Annotated in this window: 24 protein-coding genes and 1 riboswitch; of the genes, 6 read left to right on the top strand and 18 right to left on the bottom strand. The window is 35.5% G+C overall.

The window, feature by feature from the left end:
* Positions 1 to 57: 57 nt before the first annotated feature.
* Both C1726_RS23725 and C1726_RS26835 read right to left on the bottom strand, forming a co-directional pair.
* The gene (locus C1726_RS23725; RefSeq protein WP_102275414.1) at positions 58 to 2,217 is read right to left on the bottom strand and encodes a beta-propeller domain-containing protein; all 2,160 of its coding nucleotides are present in this window, start codon (positions 2,215 to 2,217) and stop codon (positions 58 to 60) included.
* A 129-nt stretch (positions 2,218 to 2,346) separates the two neighbouring features.
* Positions 2,347 to 2,475, bottom strand: coding sequence for a hypothetical protein (locus tag C1726_RS26835; protein WP_268877046.1), 129 nt, complete (start codon positions 2,473 to 2,475; stop codon positions 2,347 to 2,349).
* Between the two features lie 243 nt (positions 2,476 to 2,718).
* Here C1726_RS26835 and C1726_RS26380 point away from each other — a divergent pair, with 243 nt between their 5' ends.
* Both C1726_RS26380 and C1726_RS23720 read left to right on the top strand, forming a co-directional pair.
* On the top strand, positions 2,719 to 2,859 hold the full coding sequence (locus C1726_RS26380) for a hypothetical protein (RefSeq protein ID WP_180968286.1): 141 nt from the start codon (positions 2,719 to 2,721) through the stop codon (positions 2,857 to 2,859).
* 144 nt (positions 2,860 to 3,003) lie between these two features.
* Entirely contained in the window at positions 3,004 to 3,231 is a 228-nt protein-coding gene (locus C1726_RS23720) for a hypothetical protein (protein WP_102275413.1), read from the top strand.
* A gap of 147 nt (positions 3,232 to 3,378) precedes the next feature.
* Here the strand turns inward: C1726_RS23720 and qoxD are convergent, their stop codons facing one another.
* The 5 genes from qoxD to thiT form a co-directional block, all read right to left on the bottom strand.
* Positions 3,379 to 3,660 carry a cytochrome aa3 quinol oxidase subunit IV gene (gene qoxD / locus C1726_RS23715; RefSeq protein ID WP_102275412.1) on the bottom strand — a complete coding sequence of 94 codons (282 nt, stop codon included), beginning with the start codon at positions 3,658 to 3,660 and terminating at the stop codon, positions 3,379 to 3,381.
* 1 nt (position 3,661) lies between these two features.
* A complete protein-coding gene (gene qoxC, locus C1726_RS23710) occupies positions 3,662 to 4,258 on the bottom strand; it encodes a cytochrome aa3 quinol oxidase subunit III (RefSeq protein ID WP_102275411.1) in 597 nt (198 codons plus the stop codon).
* Positions 4,255 to 6,204: a cytochrome aa3 quinol oxidase subunit I gene (qoxB, locus tag C1726_RS23705; RefSeq protein ID WP_102275410.1), complete on the bottom strand. Its 1,950-nt coding sequence runs from the start codon at positions 6,202 to 6,204 to the stop codon at positions 4,255 to 4,257. Before qoxB ends, qoxC begins: the two co-directional genes overlap by 4 nt.
* Before the next feature lie 48 nt (positions 6,205 to 6,252).
* Positions 6,253 to 7,176 (bottom strand): cytochrome aa3 quinol oxidase subunit II, encoded by a 924-nt coding sequence (gene qoxA, locus C1726_RS23700; RefSeq protein WP_102275409.1) that lies wholly within the window; start codon positions 7,174 to 7,176, stop codon positions 6,253 to 6,255.
* A gap of 357 nt (positions 7,177 to 7,533) precedes the next feature.
* A complete protein-coding gene (gene thiT, locus C1726_RS23695; protein WP_102275408.1) occupies positions 7,534 to 8,133 on the bottom strand; it encodes an energy-coupled thiamine transporter ThiT in 600 nt (199 codons plus the stop codon).
* Between the two features lie 65 nt (positions 8,134 to 8,198).
* Positions 8,199 to 8,301: riboswitch (TPP riboswitch) on the bottom strand.
* A 186-nt stretch (positions 8,302 to 8,487) separates the two neighbouring features.
* Between thiT and C1726_RS23690 the strand changes: the two genes are divergently transcribed.
* Positions 8,488 to 10,230: an AAA family ATPase gene (locus tag C1726_RS23690; protein WP_102275407.1), complete on the top strand. Its 1,743-nt coding sequence runs from the start codon at positions 8,488 to 8,490 to the stop codon at positions 10,228 to 10,230.
* A gap of 164 nt (positions 10,231 to 10,394) precedes the next feature.
* Entirely contained in the window at positions 10,395 to 11,627 is a 1,233-nt protein-coding gene (locus C1726_RS23685) for an ATP-binding protein (RefSeq protein WP_180968285.1), read from the top strand.
* Between the two features lie 171 nt (positions 11,628 to 11,798).
* Here the strand turns inward: C1726_RS23685 and menC are convergent, their stop codons facing one another.
* The 7 genes from menC to C1726_RS23650 all read right to left on the bottom strand — a co-directional run bounded on the left by menC (position 11,799) and on the right by C1726_RS23650 (position 18,703).
* Entirely contained in the window at positions 11,799 to 12,905 is a 1,107-nt protein-coding gene (gene menC, locus C1726_RS23680; protein WP_102275405.1) for an o-succinylbenzoate synthase, read from the bottom strand.
* 251 nt (positions 12,906 to 13,156) lie between these two features.
* Entirely contained in the window at positions 13,157 to 13,927 is a 771-nt protein-coding gene (locus C1726_RS23675; RefSeq protein WP_102275914.1) for a divergent polysaccharide deacetylase family protein, read from the bottom strand.
* Between the two features lie 102 nt (positions 13,928 to 14,029).
* Positions 14,030 to 15,103, bottom strand: coding sequence for an ABC transporter substrate-binding protein (locus C1726_RS23670; protein WP_102275404.1), 1,074 nt, complete (start codon positions 15,101 to 15,103; stop codon positions 14,030 to 14,032).
* Positions 15,103 to 15,903, bottom strand: coding sequence for an ABC transporter permease (locus C1726_RS23665; RefSeq protein WP_102275403.1), 801 nt, complete (start codon positions 15,901 to 15,903; stop codon positions 15,103 to 15,105). Before C1726_RS23665 ends, C1726_RS23670 begins: the two co-directional genes overlap by 1 nt.
* Positions 15,900 to 16,703: an ABC transporter permease gene (locus C1726_RS23660; protein ID WP_102275402.1), complete on the bottom strand. Its 804-nt coding sequence runs from the start codon at positions 16,701 to 16,703 to the stop codon at positions 15,900 to 15,902. The genes C1726_RS23665 and C1726_RS23660 overlap by 4 nt, the downstream gene beginning before the upstream one ends.
* Positions 16,693 to 17,799 carry an ABC transporter ATP-binding protein gene (locus C1726_RS23655; protein WP_102275401.1) on the bottom strand — a complete coding sequence of 369 codons (1,107 nt, stop codon included), beginning with the start codon at positions 17,797 to 17,799 and terminating at the stop codon, positions 16,693 to 16,695. The genes C1726_RS23660 and C1726_RS23655 overlap by 11 nt, the downstream gene beginning before the upstream one ends.
* A gap of 220 nt (positions 17,800 to 18,019) precedes the next feature.
* Positions 18,020 to 18,703, bottom strand: a complete 684-nt coding sequence (locus tag C1726_RS23650) for a M50 family metallopeptidase (protein WP_102275400.1) — start codon at positions 18,701 to 18,703, stop codon at positions 18,020 to 18,022.
* A 234-nt stretch (positions 18,704 to 18,937) separates the two neighbouring features.
* Between C1726_RS23650 and C1726_RS23645 the strand changes: the two genes are divergently transcribed.
* Positions 18,938 to 19,948: an AI-2E family transporter gene (locus tag C1726_RS23645; RefSeq protein WP_057765218.1), complete on the top strand. Its 1,011-nt coding sequence runs from the start codon at positions 18,938 to 18,940 to the stop codon at positions 19,946 to 19,948.
* 32 nt (positions 19,949 to 19,980) lie between these two features.
* Here C1726_RS23645 and C1726_RS23640 read toward each other — a convergent pair whose 3' ends face one another.
* From C1726_RS23640 to C1726_RS23625, 4 genes are all read right to left on the bottom strand, one after another.
* Entirely contained in the window at positions 19,981 to 20,298 is a 318-nt protein-coding gene (locus tag C1726_RS23640) for a hypothetical protein (RefSeq protein ID WP_102275399.1), read from the bottom strand.
* Positions 20,283 to 21,305, bottom strand: coding sequence for an anti-sigma factor (locus tag C1726_RS23635; RefSeq protein WP_180968284.1), 1,023 nt, complete (start codon positions 21,303 to 21,305; stop codon positions 20,283 to 20,285). The genes C1726_RS23640 and C1726_RS23635 overlap by 16 nt, the downstream gene beginning before the upstream one ends.
* A complete protein-coding gene (locus C1726_RS23630) occupies positions 21,292 to 21,804 on the bottom strand; it encodes a sigma-70 family RNA polymerase sigma factor (protein WP_102275397.1) in 513 nt (170 codons plus the stop codon). Before C1726_RS23630 ends, C1726_RS23635 begins: the two co-directional genes overlap by 14 nt.
* 219 nt (positions 21,805 to 22,023) lie before the next feature.
* The gene (locus C1726_RS23625; protein WP_235822833.1) at positions 22,024 to 22,545 is read right to left on the bottom strand and encodes a GNAT family N-acetyltransferase; all 522 of its coding nucleotides are present in this window, start codon (positions 22,543 to 22,545) and stop codon (positions 22,024 to 22,026) included.
* A gap of 108 nt (positions 22,546 to 22,653) precedes the next feature.
* On the opposite strand from C1726_RS23625, the gene C1726_RS23620 reads away from it, so the two are divergent.
* Positions 22,654 to 23,535 carry a gluzincin family metallopeptidase gene (locus C1726_RS23620; protein ID WP_102275396.1) on the top strand — a complete coding sequence of 294 codons (882 nt, stop codon included), beginning with the start codon at positions 22,654 to 22,656 and terminating at the stop codon, positions 23,533 to 23,535.
* Positions 23,536 to 23,649 lie beyond the last annotated feature (114 nt).

Raw genomic sequence — 23,649 nt, 5'->3', positions numbered from 1 at the left:
TAAAATTAAATTTTCTTCAATAAAATTAGCACCCATTATCTGGGTGCTGCTTGTATTTTATTTATTTAAATTTAACTCCCCTTTTAATTTATAGGAACCTAATTCATAAGAACTGATTTTATTCGGAGATAAAGCATAGAACGCATCGCCAATATAAAGGACACGCTGGATGCTGTTTTCCCACTCCTCGTAGATGGAATTTTGATTGTGGTGCGTCATTTTAGCTTTAAGTGAAAATCCTTTTTTTAGATCAATATTGTAGACATATGCACCTTGGAATGTAAAAGTTGAGTTCCAATCCATTTCATTCTTTGCTTTCCCATTTTCATATACAGTTATCGGGAAAGAGAATATGTTTTTCTTTTTATCAAATAGCAGAGCCTTATGGTCATAGCTTAATTGAGAATATGTTCCCCTGCCGCCGATTATTTCTGTAAATTTCTCCTTTGGATTCGATAAATCTGTGATGTCAAATAGTGAAAGCTTAACACCGTCTGTGAAAATTAGCGGCTGCCCATTTGTTCCCTTTCCAGGGATTACCTTTGTGTCATGACCAAATCCAATTAAATGATTTTCATCATATGGGTGAAGATAATTGCTAAAGCCAGGAATTTTCAATTCTCCTAATACTTTCGGCTGTTTTGGATTTGATCCGTCAATGACAAAGAGCGGATCGGTTTCCTTGAAAGTTACGATGAAGATTTTATCATTTATAAATCTGGCAGAGTATATTCGTTCTCCTCTAGCTAAATCCTCTAGCTTTCCAACCTGCTTTAAATTTTCATCAAGTATATAAAGGTTATTGGCAGATGGCCTTGAATTATCCCATACTTGCCCCTTAGTCGTAGCGATGCGGAAATAACCTTTATATTCATCCATCGAGAATTGATTTAATATCGTTCCTGTGATTTCACTTGAACTGTGGAAATCAACCTTCATCCCATCTACACTAAATTTATAAACCGTTGTATCAGGGGTGAATGAATCATCTTTTTCAATTGCCATCGGCATATAATTTGTAACGGCAAGATATAGATTGTTTTTTGACATGTATAGCTGATCGCCACTCCCTAAATAAGTGGTGAGAGCTATATTGGAAGTTGGTTTCTCTAAGTCAATGACAGCAATATTTGTAAAATTGGTTTCTTTAGAATCTGGAAAGTACTGAATCTTATCATAAGTAACAGCTTGCATTTTTGTATGACTAGCAGAATCTGAATATCTTGGACGAATATCAATTTCTGGATTCTCTCGCAGCAGCCAGTAATCCGGGTATTTATTGGCAATTAAATAAACCTTGCTATCCATTAATCTTGATGTGACAAGTGTTCCTTCAATCTCAATTTGCCTTATTTCTTCAGGATTCTTTTTATCCTTCACATCGTAGATAATTGCTTTCGTGGTTTCATGTACAGGTGCAATTTTCATGTCTGCTGTTTTTTTCTCGCTCGCCTGTCCCTCGTAACTCGTACCCATAACGATTAGCTGATCGTCTTGTAAATACAATTGAAATGGATAAAATGATTGTTTATAAATAATCTCTTTTTCCAATGCCATTTTTTCAGCAGGGGTTGCTCTAATAATTTGCAGTTTATTATCTTTCAGCTGGAAAATATACTTGCCATCGGTTTTGACAATATCTGCTTCATCAATCCCATTTACTTGTACATTTGTTTCTGAATGATCTTGTGATTTTTCAGATTCCCCTGCTGCAGAATCCATTGCAGCTTCCTCTGTCACAGCATGATCATTCTTCTCCCACACTTCAGCCATTCGTTTCAGGATATATTCGTTTAACTTGCTTTTTGATTCAGCGATCGGCAGCGATTCATTTACAATAAACTGCTGATAAATACTTGCCTTCATTTTTCTGCCCATTTTTGACTGGATTTCATTTGAAAGGTGTAATGTATAGGAGTTTAATTCGTAACCATTTTCTGGGGGTTCAATAAGAATCGTTTTCTGGTCGTCACTCAATGATACAGGAGTTTTTTGCTTCTCTCCCTCCTGATTCAAAATAGATATGCTACGGTCATTAACGCTTGATGGTTCAAGCTTTTCGGAAAATTGTACTTTCCAAAGTTTATTCTTTAAAACGATCAAATCTTCCTTTTCGTCTAAACCCCCTACTATTTTTAATTGAGTAACAAAGAAGCCGGTAAGGACAAACATCATGATAACGAGAGCCCCGAATACTAATATCCATTTTTTCTTCATATTTTTCACTCCTTTTATAGCTATTGACGGACCCCAATTGTATTCTGTTACATATTTGTAATAAAAATGAAAAATAAAAATCCACTCAGATAAGAGTGGATTGACCATTTATGTATGGAAATAATGTTTTTACCAGTTCTCTGTCTTTTCAAGCAATGAATCGATTTCGATATGTCTGATCATATAGTGAAAGTCGTCGTCAGCTATTTCTTTCGTTGCATCCAGAAGCTTATCGATATCCATGTTCTTCTTTTGCATAATCAGACCTCCTTTTCATTTAGACCTTTTGCTTTATTACAGTATTCGTCGACCTGTTTGGATTTATGAGGGTCCATATACTATTACCCATTTTTTCCATCTTTAAACCTCAACAATCACTTTTTTTGAAATATTGCAAACAATTCACGGACAAAATTCGTGGAGAATATACTATAAAAAACACGTAACACATCAATAAATGATTACCAAGTTTATTAATTGAATATTAGCAGGTGTTAGAATATGAAGCCAAAAGTAAATTCACACGAAATGGCAAAGGTTATGCAGTCTGTATTAAATAAAGGACAAAACGAAAATCGTATGACAGTAAAAGAATTACTTAATGATATTAGAAAACAATTAGAGCCTCACTATAAAAAATAACAAATTAAGACTTGAAGATTTTGTCTTCAAGTTTTTTTTGCGTTATAATACCTAAATTTTTAGAAATAATAAAATATTTTTTAAAAAAAGTTTGACAATTTTGTGAACAAATTGAATAATTTAAATATAAGGAGGTTGAATGAGATGAATGTAAATGCAAATATTTTAAGGGCAGTAAATTATGTTGCAGTAACAATACTTGCAATTGGCCTTATCATTTTTACAATCGGTTTCTTTGGAAACGGTAACAATATAATAACACCAATTGGAATTGGAACAATTATGGGTGCAGTTTTTATCTTTGTGATGGGAATATTTTTTGTAGCGACGGAAGAGATGCTGAACAAAACAAAAAAAGGAGCATCCATTTAGATGCTCCTTGCTTTGCAATTTGTCTAGCTGCGGCTCCTAGCCCCTCTTGGGTCTAAGCCAATCCGGCTAGAAGGTTAAAGAACAACCTTCCATCCAGCTTGACTTATGCTTTTCGGGGCTGAACAGTCGCCTCCGCTTTTCATTTTGTTACATATCCCAGTTGAATAGGAAAAGTGTACCGAATATTGTAATTAACGCAATGAAAATCATAAAGTAGACATTGCCATAAATGGACCATTTATCCTTTGTTTCACCTGCATGCATAAATACAACAAGTTGAAGCAAAGCTTGAATAAATGCTGTTACGATTAGAACCGTTAATCCTGCTGCGAATGACAGGTCTAAGAAATAAACTGCTAGAGCAATAGCCGTTAGAATTAATGAAAACACAAAGCCCATTACTTGTTTAGCTGGGAATAATTCTTTCATTTTACATCATTCCTTTCAAGTAGATGAAGCTGAAGATAAAGATCCAAACTACATCTAAGAAATGCCAGTAAAGGGAGAAAATAAATGATTTATTGGCTGTTTCAGGAGTCAACCCGCGTTTCTTAATTTGCAGGATGATCGCTAATCCCCAGAATAAACCAAACGTTACGTGTGCTCCGTGCGTTCCTAATGTTGTTAAAAGGCTGGCTGTAAATGCACTCGTTTGTAATCCTGCTCCAATATGAACATAGTGTACAAACTCAAAAATTTCAAATCCTAAGAACCCTAAGCCCAATAAAAGAGTGATGGCAAAAAAGCTAATCATTGCTTTTATTTTGCCTAAACGCATCGCATGAATTCCAAGACCAATTACAAAGCTACTTGTAAGAAGTAAGATCGTTTCAATTAAAACTGGCGTTATTTCAAAAATTTCTGCGCCAGTAGGTCCATTACCTGTGCGGTGTTCTAATGTGAAATAAGTTGTAAAAAGTGTTGCGAAAAGCATAATTTCGGCACCAAGGAAAATCCAGAAACCGAAAATATTTAAATTATTTTGCCCAGTGCTATATTCAAGAGGTTGCGAGTGATCTATTTTCATAATTTAGCCCCCCCTGTTTTCTCTTCAGTTTCTTTAATCTCTTCAACAGAAATATATCTTCCGTGATCTTTTTCGAATGAGCGTAATGCCAAACAAGCAAAGATGCCAATTGTTGAAAGAATGACAAGAGGCCAGATGGCAAATACAAATGAAAAGCCCCATACGAAGAAGATTGAACATAAGATAAATGGCATGCCGCTATTATTAGGCATATGAATCTTGTCTAACTTAGCTGGGAATAACACATGACCCTTTTTCTTTGAATCCCAGAATGGCTGAATAGAATTCACTTCCGGTGTTACTGCAAAGTTATATTCAGGAACTGGTGTATTAGTAGCCCATTCTAAAGTACGTGCATCCCAAGGATCTGATCCAATATTTCTTGGTGAATAACGAATACTGTAATAAACATTATAGACGATTAGAGCAAAAGCAATTGCCATAATCCCTGCTCCTGCGAATGAAAGCATATTTAATGGTCCAAACCCAGTAGATTCTGAGTATGTGTACATACGACGTGCTTGACCATCTAGACCAGTAATATACATTGGGAAGAATGCAAGAACAAAGCCGATTGAAAGTAACCAGAATGTCCATTTCCCAATTCGTTCATTTAACATAAAGCCGAACATTTTTGGCCAATAATACGTAAGCCCTGCAAGCATCGCAAATACGACACCAGGAATAATTGTATTATGGAAGTGAGCAACTAGAAACATTGTATTATGATATTGGTAATCTGCTGCTGACATCGCAAGCATTACCCCTGTCACTCCACCGATTGTGAAAAGAGGGATAAATCCTATTGAATAAAGCATAGGAACGGTAAAGCGAATCTTCCCTTTCCACATTGTGAATAGCCAGTTGAATATCTTAACCCCTGTTGGTACGGCGATCGCCATCGTTGTAATAGAAAAGAAGCTATTTGATGCAGCGCCTTGCCCCATTGTAAAGAAATGGTGAGCCCATACTAAACATGAAAGTACTGAGATAATTACCATTGAAGCGACCATAGATTTATAGCCATATAGATTTTTGCTTGAGAACGTAGAGATAATCTCACTATAAATCCCGAAAGCTGGCAAGATTAAGATATATACCTCTGGATGTCCCCAAACCCAGAATAAATTCGCCCACAGCATATCCATACCGCCATTTGAGCTCGTGAAGAAATTTGTTGCAAAAAGACGGTCCATTGTACCCATAGCTAGCGCAACAGTTAATACTGGAAAAACAGTAACAATGATAAGGTTTGCAACTAAAGTAGACCATGTGAACATTGGCATTTTCATCATTGTCATACCAGGGGCTCTCATTTTCATAATCGTTGTGATCATATTAATACCCGTCATTAATGAACCAAGACCAGATATTTGGATCGCGATCATATAATAATTTGTCCCTACTGATTCGCTAAATTCATTTCCTGCAAGCGGGAAATAAGACGTCCACCCTGCATCAGGTGAACCACCAATTACGAATGAGATGTTAAATAGCATGGCTCCCATGAAAAATAGCCAGAAACTAATTGCATTTAAACGTGGGAACGCAACATCACGTGCACCAATCTGTAATGGAACAATGTAGTTCATAAAGGCAAAAATGAAAGGCATCGCCATAAAAATGATCATAACGACCCCATGTGTAGTAAAAATTTCATTATAGTGCTGTGCATCTAGTAATTTACTATCAGGTTGTGCAAGCTGAGCACGCATCATGATGGCATCTACTCCACCACGGAAAAGCATCAGCAATGCAGATATTAAATACATTAAACCAATTCGTTTATGGTCAACCGTTGTCAACCATTCACGCCATAGATAGCCCCATTTTTTAAAATAGGTTAATCCAGCAATAATTGCGATCACAGTAAGTCCAATAACAACCATAGATACATAAATCGCAGGACTTGGATGTGGTATAGCAAAGCGTTCAAAGAATTCCATCCGTATGTTTCTCCTTTCGAGAAAAGTTATTTAACTATTCTTCTATTCTTAATGATTGCTATGATCTGAATGATTTTCTTCTGATTCATTTGAATTAGAATGTTCTTCATGTGTTTCCTCTTTTGATTCACTGTCTGATGATCCATGGTCATGCTCAGGTGGTGGTGCAAATTCTAAATGAGTTCCAGTGAATGTCATTTGACCAAGATGTCCAGGCTTTAATAATTCATTATATTTTTCTTCAGAAAGTGGATCAGCTGTTTCTTTTACTTCCTCTACCCAATCATCAAAATCCTTTTGAGACATAGCAGTGACATTAAATGAGTTTTCAGCAAACCCTTTCCCGCTGAAGTTTGCATTACGTCCCATAAATTCGCCCGGTTCATCAGCAGCTAGGTGCAATGTTGTAATCATATCAGCCATTGCATATTTTTGTCCGCCGAGCTGTGGAATCCAGAAACTAGTAATTGGTCCATTTGAATACAATTTGAATTCAAGTGCACGATCTGTCGGGATATATAAATAATTGACTGTTTCAATATTTTCTTCTGGATAGCTAAAATGCCATTTCCAGTTGGACGATGAAGCATAGACAACTAAAGGTTCTTGTTCTTCATAACCTTTCGGAGCAGACTCTACGATATAGTTACTTTGTACAGAAACGAAAGATAGATATGCAACAATTATCACAGGAATTCCGACACAAATTGCTTCGACCCATGGATTCCCTTCCATGTGAGGTGGTTCATAGTCTTCACTTTGTTTTGAAGCGCGAAATTTCACCAATACGTATATTAAAATAGCAAAAACAACAATAACAACTACCGACATAATTCCTATCGATAAAAGAATGTCATTGGCTTGCCTTTCAGCTTGTGGCCCTTTAGGATCGAAGACCGCTAATGGTTCACATCCTGTTAACACAGTGACAATAGTGAAAAATACCGCTAATACAGCCCATTTCAATTTCATAACAGGGGCTCCTTTCTTATAAGAAATAATAAATTCCAATTATTGTGTACATATTTTCACAATCTTCAACAAAAGAACATTTAAAAATTGTTCTTGCTGGTTCATTTACAATATTAACATGTTGTTAACGAAATAAATGTGACAAATAAGCGAAGGAATATTTTTACTTTGTGACGGTCATTCATATATTAAAATAGCAATAAATGCTGATGATATAAGCATTTAAGGCTCGTTTTGATCTGAAAAATCCCCCTTCATTGGATAGACAATTTCTAAAATCGTTCACATATTTGTAAAAAACTCTAAATGTAAAAGAAAAAATCCTCTCTAACATACTTAGAGAGGATTAGAAATTATTTAGGAAGCTTTGTTTTGTGGGATAACTATCATATCATTTTTCCTTATAATTAATTGTGGAGCTGTTGAAATAATCAATACAGCAGCGACTGAACATAGTACCCAAGCCCCAAGCGCTGTTGCTCCATTTACTGCAAATGAGAAAAGGAACGGTGACATTCCATCTGGCGCATAGCTGCCAAAAAATAATACGCCGGCTATGAAATGCCAGAAATATCGAGCAAGGCTTCCGACAAATATAGCGCCAACAATCCATGCAAGAGCAATTTTCTTATTTCCATTTCTATGATGTTTTTGAATGAAGCTGTAAAAAAGTCCTGCAATACCGATGAACGCAAAAGCTACTACATATTCAATAATTGCTTGCACCGGGGTAACAATCCATGCATCCCCCATGGCAATTTGGAGAATACCCCACATAAATCCAGAAATCAAGCTTACACGAAACCCCCATCGAAATGCCAGGATAAAGATTGGCAGCATGGCAACTGAAATTGATATGTTTGGCATTGGCTTGATTGAAGGCAATAAATCTAAAATAATAGCAAATGCCGCAAAAAATGAAGCCTCAATCAATGCGATTAAACTTAATTTTTTCATAAAAATACTCCCCTTCTCAAATGGTACGGCACCTCAAGGGGAGAATAAGCAAGGTCAAAACAAAACACCTATTCAATCCACATTCCTGCGCTAGAATTATCTAACAGGTTCGAAGGGTCAGAACAGTGAACTGTTCACTCTCAGCTTTACGCTCCCCTTGTGGTTTCGTTTATTTAATTATCCTATGCCATTATATCTTGTTTTCCAATATTTGTGAAGGAGTTCATTTACTATTTAGGATCATTCATCTATTCGAACAACAATCCATTATTTTCTATTTCTTACATTAATCATCCACTATCCTTTAATAGTCTTACTAATTATAATGAAAAAGTACAATGAGGAGGGAAAAAGTTGAAATTAAATTTTAGAAAAGCTTCAACAATTGTTCCGATTATTGTAAGTCTACTAGTCATTGCTACAGCGATTTTCTTGGTTGTTCAAAATACGAATAAATCCGCAACTATCCCCTATTCTTCTGTTGAAGAATTGATTGCCTCGCAAAATGGGGAAATGGTTACGATAAATGAACATATAAATGGAAAACTTACGATTCAAACCCGTGATGGGGAATTTATTTCACATGTGCCCCCAAATAGTCAAATGATTGATAAATTGATAGAAAACTATCATGTTGAATATACATTTTCATCTAGCAGTCCCTATACTCCATGGATTGTAGGCGTGCTTGCTATCTTAATTATTGCCCTCGGCATTTATTTATACAAATCTGGCAAAGGCGGACTTGGTGCAGCAAATACTATGAAGCAAAGTGTATCGAAGGCAAAGCCGCTTCCATCTATTTCTCTTGCTGATGTTGGAGGAATACAAGGTGAAATGAAAGATGAGATCATGCAAACTCTTTCTATTCTAAAAGAACCTGAACGTGCACTTCAAATGGGTTTAAAGCCGCCGAAAGGGATACTTTTATATGGTCCTCCAGGAACAGGGAAAACATTGCTTGCACAAGCGATTGCAAGAGAGCTTGGTGCAACCTTCTTTTCAACGAGCGGTTCATCATTTAATGAAATGTTTGTAGGCGTTGGTGCATCCCGTGTGCGAACATTGTTTCAAAATGCAAGGAAGCAAAAGCCTGCAGTCGTTTTTATCGATGAAGTCGATGCCCTTGCTGGTAAAAGAAAACAGCATGGTGGAGAAGAAAGTGAGAAAACGCTAACCGAACTGCTAGTTCAGCTAGATGGCGGACATTCTAACGACGGCATTCTTTTCATTGCTGCGACAAATAGAAAAGATATGTTAGATGATGCTTTTCTTCGTCCTGGCCGGATTGACTTTTCTTTTCATGTTCCACTTCCTGATATGAAAGGCAGAAAAGAAATTATCGAAATTCATACGAAAAATAGAAAATTAGCTGAAAATGTCATGAATTCGTTTGAAGAACTTGCTGAAAGCACTTCTGGTTTTTCCGGTGCAGATCTTCAATCCCTGTTTGAAACAGCAAGTCGTAGAGCTGTACAAAATGGACAGGCTTGCATTTCAAAAGAAGATATTGATTTCGCTTTAGATAGAACGGTACTTGGAAGCTCTACTCGTGCACTTCAAAACGCAGAAACGAAAAAACGAGTTGCCATCCATGAATCAGGACATGCTCTAGTTGCAGCAATTACAAAGCCTGGGTCTGTTCGTAAAGCAACCATTATTCCCCGTGGTCAAGCGCTTGGCTATGTTGCGCCGGTACCAAAAGAAATGCATTTATCGACAACAAGTGACATGCTTGATCAAGTAGCTATGATTTTAGCTGGCGGTGTTGCTGAAAGAATGATTCTTGGCGAGCATAGCTTAGGTGTTGGCGGCGATGTTCAGCAGGCAAAACAGATGATTGAACAAATGGTTGATACAGGCTTACTAGATGACGGGTTTACTTTAACCTTTAACAAGTCAGATAAGGAAGCAAAAATGCAAGAACTTTTCCAGAAAGCGTTAGTGAGGTCTGAAAAATTAATACAAGCGAATAGAATCCAATTCGAAAACCTAGTAGAAGCTCTATTAAAGAAAGAAACTTTAGATGGTACTGAAGTGCAAGATATAGTGGATTTTATTCCATCAGATGCAGAAAGAGAAATCGTTCTTGTTTAAATTATTCCGGCTCATTATGAGCCGGTTTTTTATTTGTCGAGTATTGTAAAATAATCAGGAATTATTTTTCATGCTCATTCAACATTTATCTACATATTATAAAGGAATCCTCTTCATGCTTGTTTAATTAGATATGGAAGAACTAGCATGGAGGAATGGTGCTCTTGAAGGATTTTGTAGCCGATTTATTTTTTCACTTTTTTATCATGATGATGATTCCCTTAGTAAATATCATTCTTAGCAGATATAAAAAAGACCTGAAAACAAATATTGTTTTTCTTATCACGATTATATTTTCACTTTTATTGTCTATGTCTTTTCCTGTAAGAGTTGCTGACGGTATGGCATTTGATTTAAAATTCATTCCTATTTTTATTTCCTTTTTCTATATAGGTCCACTAGCTGGCGGTATTACAATAGGTGCTTTATTAGGTGTAAATGTACTTGGAGAGCTTAAGGAATTATTATTGCTATTGATTAATTATTTAATCATCATTCCCTTATTTGGCTTTGTTTATAAAAACTATCAAAGAGGAAACCCTTGGAAAAAACTTTGTATTGGCATTGCTTTTTATATTCTAATTACTGGTACACGCATAATTGCTTTTCTGAAATTAGGGCATTCGGAAGATTTCCTATACTTATTCTCATTTTCCATCGTTTCATTACTGACACTTGCAATCATTATCTATTTAATTGAAATGAATAAGCTTCAGCTAGCCATGCAGGAACAATTACAAAATGCTGATAAATTGAATGCGGTGAGTCAGCTTGCTGCTTCGGTTGCACATGAAATTCGCAATCCAATGACAACCATTCGCGGTTTTCTGCAAATCATGAAAGACGAAAAAAACTTAACATCTAAACAAGGAATGTTTATATCTGTTTCACTTGATGAATTGGACCGCACACAGAAAATAATCGGTGATTTTCTATCACTTGCACGCCCTTCAAACCATTTTTGCGAATCCATACCTCTTTCGCAAACATTATTAGATGTGGCTGAATTTATGCACCCGTTTGCTGTAATGTCTAATGTTAATCTTATTACAAATATTGAAGGGAATTTAGTGATAAATGGAAATACGAATGAATGCAAGCAATTATTTATCAATTTAATTAAGAATGGGATTGAAGCAATGCCCACTGGGGGAAAGTTAGAATTGTTAGCTTATCAAGAAAATGGAAATGCCATTATAAATATCATGGATGAAGGAATTGGTATCGACCCTATCCATATTAAGCAATTAGGACAGCCATATTACTCGACCAAAACAAAAGGAACAGGACTTGGTTTAATGATTAGTTTTGATATCATTAAACGTATGAATGGCGACTACAAAATTATGAGCAAAGAAAATGCGGGGACAACCTTTAAAATGATCTTCCCTATATAACTGATTCATTCCGCAAGAACCGACAACATCCTTTGTGTACGACAAATTAAGACTTGCAGGATGACGATTCTAAGCAGGAAATGTCTGAATCTGCGCTTTCCCGAGAAATATTAATTGAATATTCCGCTATTTTCGATTGCGCTCCCAGGACTATATGTACCTGGGAGTTATTTAAGAAAATATCTTTTCATTTAAAGTAAATTGCCGGATGGTCTCTCTATTAGGCTCATAGCCAATACCAGGATGATCTGGCACATTAATATACCCATTTTCAACTACAACTTCTGGATATATGATATCTTTTTCCCAATAGTGTGAAGAACCAGCGGTATCACCTGGCAAAATAAAATTCGATAATGTGGTTAATGCAATATTATGCGCTCTTCCAATGCCTGCTTCAAGCATCCCTCCACACCATACAGGGATCTTATTATCTTTACAAAGGTTATGAATTCTTCTTGCTTCTGTTAACCCCCCTACTCTTCCAATTTTAATATTGATTATTTGGCAAGCTTTCAATTCAATGGCTATCCGCGCATCCTCATACGAATGAATGCTTTCATCTAAACAAATTGGTGTTGTAATTTGCTTTTGAAGCTTTGCATGATCAATAAAGTCATTGGCAGCTAAAGGCTGTTCAATCATCATTAAACCGTACTCATCCAATGATTTAAACAAATCAGTGTCATTTAAGGTGTATGCTGAATTTGCATCTGCCATTAGTGGGACTTCAGGAAAATTCTTTCGGATTTCTCGAATAACCTCAAGATCCCAACCCGGTTTTATTTTTACCTTCATTCGCTTGTACCCTTTTGCTGTATACCGATCAATTAATTGTAAAAGGTCATCGATTGTTTTTTGAATACCAATGCTTACACCAACTTCGATTTTCCCCTTATTTCCTCCAAGTGCTCTAGTAAGGCTTATCCCCTTTTCTTTCGAATATAAGTCCCAAACAGCACCTTCTAGAGCTGATTTTGCCATATTATTTTTTCTAATAGATGAGAGTAAACAAGTAATTTGATCAGGATGCTCTAACTCTCTATTAATTACAGCTGGAATGATAAAATCTTCGAGCATATGCCAGTTTGTCTTTACTGTTTCTTCCGTATACCATGGTGTATCAAAGGCAACAGATTCACCCCATCCAATATGACCATTTACTGATTTGGCTTCAAGCAGAAGAAATTCTTTATCCTGCATCGTTCCAAAGCTTGTTGCAAAAGGAGATCTCATTCTCATCTTTAAATGACGCAAACTAATTTCCTGAATCTTCATTTGCTGCACCTCAATTGCTAAAAATTACTTTTCATCTTTTATAATAGTGGAAAACTTCATTTCTTTCACTAAATGGATATCAATCTGCATCTTTTTTTTACTAGAACATATACTATTATTACGGTCGTTCACCTCTTCTACCTTCGCAGCGATTGCGGGACTAACCAGATTGGAATGTGGACGGCCTTTAAAAAATTTTCATTACAGAAAGTGAAACAACCTAGTAAAAATACCAGGTTGTCTTTCTTTTTTTATATTCCTTCATCAAGTAATTCATACCCTGGTATAAGCTTAGAAAGTGGGACGAGTTCTGCTTTATTTTTATAAACAGGAATATATGCTTCTAATACACTTGCCATAATTGGACCTGAGACTCCAACATGTCCAATTGCAATGATTTGCTCACTTTTATTCAACTTTCCAGCTAATAGGTTCGCTTGTTTAGTGACATGCCTTGTTGTATATACGTCATCAAAAAACAAATTATTTTCTAAATATGGGATGTTAAGTTGATTGGCAATCTTCCACACTACACTATTTGCTGTTGTTTTGCTATCAAGATAAAAAAATCCATATTCTTTGCAAACCTCCAGAACAATTCTCATGACTCTCTCATTCTCTGTTGCTTTCGATCCCATATGATGATTCATGCCGGTTGCATGCGGAACATCTTTAATCGCAGCGACAACTCGTTTCCGAATCTCTTCATCACTTAAGTCTGTTGTGATTGCACCTGGACCAAGCCAGCTCTTCTTTCCTTTCTTTGGCTCCATTGGCAAATGGACGATCACTTCATGTCCATTACGTTTTGCCATTTCTGCATCTGCTTTCGTGCTCGGCATAAAGGGCATAATTGCTGCAGTTAAGGTTATAGGAAGCTCTAATATTTCTTCTGTTCCTAGCATATTGTTTCCAAGGTCGTCTATTACAATTGCTAACTCCCTTTTTATTTGAGAAGCTTCTGTAAATTGGGGCTGGTTTAGAAGGAAAAGCAGAGCAAGCAGGCAAAGTATTTGTTTCATTTCACCACTCCTTTTTTTCATTAATTTTTCCACTTTTCAATAAGAATATGTTAAGCATAGGCACAAAAAAACTGACCAGCTATTAGCCAGTCAGTTTTATGATTATTTTGTATGCATTTTAAATTCGAGAAAAAGATCATTGTAATGTGCGAGCATTCTTTTTCCTAGGTTTTCATAAACCTCGAGCTTTGAAGTCATTTCTTCATCCGGATAAAAACGTTCGTCATTTACTACTTCTTCATCCATGAATTTTAGTGCTTCTTTATTAGGGGTAGAATAGCCGACATAATCTGTATTCTGTGCAGCTACTTCTGGATCAAGCATAAAATTGATAAATTGATGTGCAGCTTCGACATTTTTCGCTGTTTTTGGAATAACCATATTATCAAACCATAAATTCGATCCTTCTTCTGGGATTACATACTCCACATTTTCATTTTCCCACATAATTTCTTGAGCGGTCCCAGACCAGACAAGTCCAATTGCCGCTTCTTCATTTTGCAATAATAAACGGTTTTCGTCCCCGACAATCGCCTTTATATTAGGTGTAAGTGCATCTATCTTTTCTTTTGCTTCTTGAAGGTGATCTTTGTTTTTATCATTCAAAGAATAGCCTAGACTATTTAAAGACATTCCTAACACTTCGCGTGCACTATCAACAAGCAAAATTTGATTCTTAAATTCCGGATCCCAAAGGTCATTCCAGCTTGTTAATTCTCGATCGCCAAGTATTTTCGTGTTATACAATATGCCAACCGTTCCCCAAAAATACGGAATCGAATATTTGTTCTCATGATCGAATGGCAAATCTAAGAAACGGGAATCAAGATATTGAAAATTAGGGAGCTTTGAATGATCAATTGGAAGAAGCAGATCCTCCTGTATCATTTTATCGATGATGTACTCGGAAGGGACGGCAATATCATACGCGGTCCCTCCTTGCTCGATTTTCGTCAGCATTGCCTCATTGGAATCAAATGTCTCGTAAATAACCTTTATTCCAGTCTCATCTTCAAATTGCTTAATCAGTTCCTCATCAATATAATCGCCCCAGTTAAAAATAGTCAGAGTATTTCCGCTCGTATATCCCTGAGATGAGTTAAGCCTGAAAACAATAAATATTAAAACAAACGAAACGATTAGCACGGCTAATAATGCACGAATCAGCTCTTTCATTATCTAACCCCCATTCTGCCCGGCTTATTATTACGTTTAGTAATGAAGTAATATCCGACTACTAGGAGCATAGTAAAAATAAATAAAAGTGTAGAAAGAGCATTAATATTTAATGAAACGCCTCTTCTTGCAAGTGAATATATTTCTACTGATAAGGTGGTAAAGCCATTCCCGGTTACAAAAAAGGTAACAGCAAAATCATCTAATGAATATGTTAATGCCATGAAAAACCCAGCAAAAATCCCAGGTGTTATATAAGGGAGGACGACTTTTGTCAAAACATCCCAGCGGCTAGCCCCTAAATCAAGAGCTGCATAAATCATTGATGTATTCATTTCCTCAATTTTCGGAAGAACCATAATAACAACGATTGGCACACTAAAAGCAATATGTGCTAGTAAAACAGAGATAAACCCTAGCTTGATACCAACCATTGTAAACAAAATTAAAAAGGATGCACCGATAATAACATCCGGGCTGACAATAAGAACATTATTTAACGAAAGCAGTGTGTTTTTCACTCTTCTTCTTCTTGCATAATAAATAGCTAAAGCACCTGCAACACCCAGAATCGTTGAAATTGCAGCTGATAGCAAAGCAATAATAATTGTATTTAAAACGATGATCAATAACCTTGAATCGCCAAACAACTCCTTGTACCAATCAAGTGTAAATCCTTCAAATTGATACATCGTTCCCCCACTATTAAAGGAATAAAACATTAAATATAATATCGGGGCATACAGAATGAAAAACATAATCACTAAATAAACTGTAGAAAGTTTAGATAATTTCTTCATAAGATCCCCCGCTTTCTTTTCCCAGTGAGAATCATAATTAATACCATAGCAATGATTAAAAAGACGGCAATTGTTGCCCCCATCCCCCAGTCTTGTGTAACCAAGAAATGCTGCTCAATAGCAGTACCTAGTGTAATCACTCGATTTCCGGCTATTAATCTTGTAAGCATGAACAGTGACAAGGCTGGTATGAAGACAATTTGACAGCCTGATTTAACACCATCAATCGTCAGCGGGAAGATTACACGCTTAAATGTTGTCCATTTAGAAGCGCCAAGGTCATTGGATGCATCAACAAGTGATGGATTTAATTCATCCAATGCGTTAAAAATAGGCAGAATCATAAATGGCAAGAATATATATACAGACACAAAGATAAAGCTAAAATCAGTGAAAAGAATTTGCTTTGTCCCGATCCCAATGACTTCTAGGAAACTATTAGCTGCTCCGTATGTACCAAAAATGCCAATGAACGCATAAGCTTTTAACAATAAATTGATCCAGGAAGGCAAGATAATTAATAATAGTAAAAGCTGTTTATGCTTTGATTTTGTAAGCAAGAAAGCAACTGGATATGCTACAAGCAATGTAAACATTGTAATTAAAAATGCATACCAGAAAGAGCTAAATGTCATCTTCAAATAGACGGGTGTAAAAAATTTCTTGTAATTCTCAAACGTAAATTGTCCATCAATATCAAAAAATGAGTAATATAGGATTAATAGAATCGGTGTAATGACAAAAAGGGCAATCCAAATAACATATGGAATGAGATAAAAGTTCCGTGATTTACTTTTCATAGCTTCCCTCTTCATATGCTTCTAAACGTTTGTCAAATTCCTCTTCTGTCTCCCCATGTCTCATAACATGAATTGCTTCAGGATCAAATGTAAGTCCTATTTCCTCACCAACAATTGCCTTTCTTGTCGAATGGACTAGCCATTCATTGCCGTCCTGATCGTTGCAACTAATTTCATAGTGCACTCCTCGGAATAATTGAGAATCTACATGCACGCGAAGCTTTCCATTTTCCGGCTTTGTAATTTCTAAATCCTCAGGCCGAATGACGATTTCGACTGCTTCGTTTGAATCGAATCCTCCATCCACACATTCAAAGGTTTTTCCAGCAAATTGAACAGAAAAATCTTGCAGCATAACACCAGGGACAATATTCGACTCTCCAATAAAGTCAGCAACAAAGCGGTTAATCGGTTCATCATAAATATCTGTTGGTGTACCACTTTGCTCGATATTCCCATTATTAAGGACAAAAATTTCATCAGACATGGCTAGTGCCTCTTCTTGATCATGTGTGACGAAAATGAATGTGATCCCGAGTCTGCGCTGCAGCTCACGTAATTCATACTGCATTTCCGTACGCAGCTTTAAATCAAGAGCAGATAATGGTTCATCCAGCAGGATCACCTCTGGCTCATTAACAATCGCACGTGCGATAGCCACACGCTGACGCTGTCCGCCTGACATTTCTTTAATTTCCCTTTTTTCATATCCTTCAAGATTGACAAATCTTAATGCCTCTTTCACTTTTCGATCAATCTCATTGTTTTTAAGCTTTTTTATTCTTAAGCCAAATGCCACATTTTCATATACATTTAAATGCGGAAACAAAGCATAGTCCTGAAAAACTGTATTCACTTGACGTTTATTTGCAGGCACGCCGTTAACAATTTTTCCATTAATAAAGATTTTTCCTTTGGACGGTTCAATGAATCCAGCAATCAATCTCAGTATCGTTGTTTTCCCACAGCCAGATGGTCCAAGAAGGGTATAGAATTTCCCTCTTTCGATTTCAAAGCTTACGTCATTTAAAACTGGGGGGTCATTATCATATTGTTTCGTTACTTGTTCAAAACGAATTATTGTATGATCTGCCATTTTTATCTCCTTCAATCATTTATTTAATGTTTGAATTCATCGAAAAAAATCGAAAAAACATAGTACAAACATTCAAACGTAATAATACCATATTCCAATACGAACAGGCAGATTTTTATAGAAAAATTTACATAATAAAGAAAGAACCTAATTAATTCTTATTAATGAGATAAAAAAACAAGGATGTATCGTTCGATACATCCTTGTCTGAAAACAAAAATTATTTACTTATTCGATAGCTCCCAACCTTAAATCCTGCTATCGCAAATGCAATCGCTTGAGATAAAAAGACTATTCCCCAAAACTGTGCTGGAATAATATGTGTGGACTGTGCAAGTCCAGTTGCATCTCCAGCAGCATGTGGCTGTGTAAAACTTAATAGAAAAATAGTAAATGATGACGAAATGGATTCGACCAAAAGAATACTTGCTATCATTAGCAAGAAATGCTCCACAATGGCAGCTGTTCCTTTATATAATAAAAAGATAAAGGCTGCACCAAATGTGATAAGCCAAAAAATACCATAAAAATTTCTAACCCAGAAGATAAGATTTAATCCAATTAATAACAAAAGAATGACGATTAGTGGCTTGTATTGTTTTTTGCTAATAAACCAAAAGGACAGGAAAGCGATAAAGGAAGAGAACACATACCCTGCTCCTCCAGTGAAAAAGCCGCCAAACCAAGTGGAATGACTTGTGTAGGTCACTCCTTCCGTATTCATAAACAAAGAAATTTCGTGTACTTTTCCTCCAAAAAGGGCAATGAGTGCATGACCCGATTCATGGACGACCGTATTAACGACACGAAAGTAATTTCCTATGATTGGCACTTTTGTAAGAATAATAGAGATTGCAATAAATAATAAAAATTTCCAGCTAATTAACTCCTTAATTTTACCCATTCTGGTCTCCTTTTAGAAAATATGTAAATATTATACTTTTACGTTCCAAATTTAGGAAGGTTTCATCATTTTAATTAAATCATGGAATATACTTGAAGTGAATGTGAAAAAGTATCTGTTTTTTTATGAAATCATTATGAATATCTTTAAAAATAGACTAAAATAGAAGATAAGAAGTGTAGCCAGCTGCTGCGATATACGACTGCTACGATATATTGGAGGAATTTGACTTTAATGGAGACGATTCAAACTTTATTACAAAAAAGTGCGTTCAAAAGATTTATTATTTTTGGAATTTTATTATTCGTTCTTTATTTGCTAAGAAGCATGATTAATTTAATTCTAATCACATTTATTTTTTCATTTTTACTTAATCGGTTAGTAAACCTTATTACTAGAAAAGTTAAATTGAATCGAAAAGTAACCGTGCTCATTGTATATTTGGCTATTATCGGGCTGTTAACGATTGGAATTAGCAAGTATTTGCCGATCATTGTTGCTGAAATCTCCCAGCTAGTCACACAGATTACCGTTTTTTATACACAACAGCATGATAATATCATCATCAATTATGTCATGAGCTTTATAGAAACAAACCAAATCTCGAAATATTTGGAGCAAGGTTTTACATTCCTACTTAAGTACTTTAGCGGTGTAAGTAATATCGCTATTCAGGTCATGCTTTCGTTAATACTTAGTTTATTCTTCTTATTAGAAAAGCCAAGGCTAATCGAATTTACTTCAAAATTTAAAAATAGTAAGATTGCTCCTTTTTACAATGAGATTGAGTTCTTTGCCAAAAAGTTTGTCTTAACATTTGGTAAAGTAATTGAAGCACAATTTATTATTGCTATTGTGAATTGCGGATTGACAACATTAGCATTATGGATTATGGATTTCCCTCAATTAATGGGATTATCCATTCTCATCTTTTTACTAGGGTTAATACCTGTTGCAGGGGTGATCATTTCACTCATCCCTCTTTGTACAATTGCCTATACACTTGGGGGCTTCATACAAGTGATCTATATCCTTATTGTAATTATGATTATCCATGCAATTGAGGCATATATCCTTAATCCAAAATTAATGTCTGCTAAGACTGACTTACCTGTATTTTACACATTTATCGTACTGATCTTTGGAGAACATTTCTTTGGTGTTTGGGGACTGATTGTTGGTATTCCGGTGTTTGTGTTCCTTTTGGATGTATTAGAGGTTACGGATAAGAAAGTAAAAGTATAAATAAAATGGCAGGGAAATCTCCCTGCCATTTATTATGGTTTTGGGTTGATGCTCCATGCCAGTCCAAACATCAAAAAAGTAAAAATATATATGAAAAGGCATATGAGTATTCCCCATATTGAAAACAATCTTGAACGTTTCTGAGTAAAAAGCCCAATTCCACCTAAGATCAAACCAACTAAAGGCAGTTTTATAAGGAAAAAATCTGGAAATTCATCATAATCCATTATCAAGGCAATATTTAAACCGGTAAGTGAAAAAATAGCTATAATAAAGGAAAGAAAACCTGTGACAGAGGGAATTCTTTGCTTTTGACGCTTCTTTTTTGTGCTTTTTACTTCCAATTCCATAGTTTAACTTCCCCTACCTTCATTGTTCGAATGGCTTCATTTTTTTGGAGTTTTCTTAATTCTCGGGTTGGTCCTGTCACTACAGCCCCGTATACGTGAATTCCATTTTTCTTTAAATAGGGGACTCTTTCTTCTAAGGCAAGGGTTTTAGCACTTGCTATTTTCGCTGCGTTCTCCTCATCTTTTCTCAGGAATTCGAGAATATCCATAAATACTTCTTCATTTGTTTGGTCACGTCCATTAAAAGGTGACCAGGTGGTCTGATCAACCTGTAAAGGATAGCCGATTGGAGCGACTGGATAGCCTTCCTTATCTATTTGCTTTTCTTCAAGGCCAGTATCAACCGCAACCCATCGCACCTCTACATTTTTGCCAAGTTGTTTTTCTAAATCTTTTGCCTTCATTAATTTACTTAAAGAGATATAAACTTCACTGACTGTCCCATCAGGCAGATTTTTTAATAAGTCCCATTCAACTTCAAGCCCTGGCGGTTTAACTGCATCTGGATGAAATAAGCGATTTGAATCCATGCTTGCTATCTTTGGCAATGGACGATCCAATAGGATCGTTCTCTCAGGAAATCTAGGTTTATCAAATGCATAATTAATCAGGTACTCCCCTGCTTTATAATCTTCTTTTCCAATTCGCTTAAATACATCAAATTGAATATCCATTGAGAAGAATTTAATATGTTCCTCCAATTCCATTTCCTCTAAGCTGATGTTAGGCTCGGTTACATAGATTGTTTTTGCGGCAATCTCTATTAAATGATTTGCCTTCCCGCCGATAGCATAGTATAAATAAGATCCGAGTGTCATGACAGGAATGATTAATAGCAGAATAGCAAGACTTATCATAATCGTAGTGACTAATGCCGTGTATTTTCCTTTTTTAATTAAAGATCTTTGATCCTTTTCATGAATGGGCTGGCTATTATCAAAGTCCTGAATGGAATGATTAATATACGATTGATAAATTTCTTTGTCTTTCTGATTATCCTCTTTCATCATTCATCCTCCTTTCTTTTACCCTTTCAATCAATTTTTTTCGGCCGCGTACAAGATGGCTTTTTAATGTATTAAGATTCATATCAAGGATTTCTGCTGATTCTTTAAGAGTTAACTGATGTAAATCACATAAAAGGATCACATGTGTTTCTGCTACCTTTAAAGAATGAATATCTTCTATCAAGAGTTGAAAGCTCTCCTTCTCTAACATTCGATTCTCAGGAACCTTTTCATGAGTAATACGATTTTTGTTCATATTTTCGATTTTGTCACTGATAATTAATCGATTATTTCTCCTCGAAAAATCAATAAATGCATGGAAAGCCACTTTAAAAAGCCATGCCTTAATATTATTGATTTCATTATCACCTAAATGAATATACGCACGGTAGAACGCCTCTTGTACTAAGTCTTCCGCTGTAAAATGATCCTTTGAAAGGGAAAACAAATAACGGTATAGATCCTTTACATATACCTCATATGCTTCATCTAACTCCAAAGCTGTGCCCCCTTTCAGCCTATCCACGTTTTAGCATAGCAAAAAGTTGCATATTTGGAGAATTTTTTAATTATAAGCACGGTTCGCCTGAAGTACTTGAAATAAAAGAGATGGGAAACCAGTACCTTTAGATAATCTAGTTTACCGGCTAGACGATTTATTCATGTTGGCGGATCGGAAGCACAAACAGCATGAAAATGAGGATGATTGGAATCATCCTCATTTTAATGTTTTCTGGTATTCTGTGATTATTAAACGGTAAACCGGCTCAGGGTGATGTCCTTGCTCCACTTCACCTGTCGGCTTAAAACCAACTTTTTCATATATTCGTTTCGCTGCCTCATTATTATAAATGACTGACAAATATATCTCCTTGCAATAATATAAATCTATCATTTCATTAACTATCGCTTTTAAAATTGGTACCCCATACCCTTTACCTTGAAAAGCATGGCCGAGCATGATGCTTATTAATTCATATCTTCCTGTTTCCTTGTTTAAACCATGTGAAGCAAATCCAATTAGCCTCTCTCCATCATAGATGGCTCTCGGGGTAAAACCATAAACTTGACTGGCTGCTAGGAAAAAGGTATTCGATCCTACCCATCGTTCAAATATTTGAATTTGTTTTTCCTGATCTGGATCAGATTTTAAGTTGACGATTTGCCAAAAGTTGTCCTCGTTTACTTCTGCTAAATGGATGTTCATATCATTCTCACTTTCCTTTTTATAATATTTCATAATTTCTCTTCTATATAAATGCTTTATTTTCCTCCTTACCCATATTTTTCTTGTATACTAAAATTACAAAAAATAATATCAATGAAGAAATAGGAGATGTATATATATATGTTAAGGTATATGACGATTATATTCTCAATTCTATTGATTACTGCCTGTTCGAATAGTACGGTAATCGATACAGAAAAAAAGAAAGAGAAAACTGTTCAAGATAATATCGTAATCTCTGAAGATGGAAAAATATCATTTAAAATTTATAATACAGCAGGTGTCCCAGAAGAAAGAGTTGATATCATTAAAAAAGAGATTTCAAATGCTTATAAAGTCATTCATCAATTTATTAAAACAGACTATACACCGTCTGAAAAAATAAATATTTTCTTATTAGAAGGGAATGAAAATTCATGGGGATTAAGATCTGAAATTAAACTGTATTCTGTCAGAAATGGCAAATATCCTCTTGTACATGAAATGACACACACGCTACTTGGCTATGGAAATAATTTTGATGATAGCAAGGGGTACCTCACGCAGGAGGGACTTGGAGTTTATATGGAAAATACATATGGAAAACAAAGCTATCCTGTTCATAAAGTAATGAATTATTTGATGGATAAAGAGAAAATCATTCCTATAAATAAGTTAATAGATCTAACAACCGATGATTTCTTTTTTCGCCCGCCTTTCGTTGAATATGAGGATGTCGTCTTACAATGGATTAGCTACACACATGCAGGATCATTTATTACCTTTTTAATTGATTCCTATGGCCTAGAGAAGTTTGAACAGGTATACAATCAAGATCAACTAGAAAAAAAGATGCAAGATATTTATGGAAAACAATTAGAGAAAATAGAAGAGGAATGGCTGCATTTCATTGAAAAGAACGAGCAAGAGTTAACATCAAATGATATGATGAAAATAGACCACTTTTATAACATGAATTCGGTTATTGATCATATAAACGTAGACGAATATCAATCACATTGATAATCTAAGATGAATAGGCGAAAGAAGAAAGAATCCATTTTTTGTAGAAAAATCATCAAAATGGGTTCTTTCTTTTTAAACGATTCAAACTACTTTTCTTTCAGTTTTACCGAG

The organism is Cytobacillus massiliigabonensis, assembly GCF_900199725.1.
Taxonomy (GTDB): Bacteria; Bacillota; Bacilli; order Bacillales; family Cytobacillaceae; genus Cytobacillus; species Cytobacillus massiliigabonensis.
The sequence above is the reverse complement of the archived record's forward strand: the minus strand, read 5'-3'. Positions and strand labels throughout refer to the sequence as shown.